Raw genomic sequence first — 287 nt, 5'->3', positions numbered from 1 at the left:
TACGCCACCGCCATCTCGGTGCTGACCGACGAGAAGTTCTTTCAGGGGGATTTCGCCTTTTTGCCGCGAGTGCGCGCCCGCGTCCAGCAGGCGGTGCTGTGCAAGGATTTCATGATTGACCCCTATCAGCTCTATCTGGCCCGCCACTATCAGGCGGACGCCATCCTGCTGATGCTCTCGGTGCTCACCGACGAGGGCTATCGCGCCCTGTTCACGGTGGCCAAGGAGCTCGGCCTCGGCGTACTGACCGAGGTGAGCAATGAAGAAGAGCTGACCCGCGCCATCGC

1 pseudogene is annotated in these 287 nt (G+C 62.4%); it reads left to right on the top strand.

Going from position 1 to position 287, the window contains the following annotated elements:
* Positions 1-287, top strand: a pseudogene (locus BN1128_RS04415) (bifunctional indole-3-glycerol-phosphate synthase TrpC/phosphoribosylanthranilate isomerase TrpF); the annotation flags it as partial.

It is taken from the genome of Aeromonas piscicola (assembly GCF_000820005.1).
GTDB classification, from domain to species: Bacteria; Pseudomonadota; Gammaproteobacteria; order Enterobacterales; family Aeromonadaceae; genus Aeromonas; species Aeromonas piscicola.
Note: the sequence above shows the minus strand (reverse complement) of the source record. Positions and strands in the feature narration are given on the sequence as shown.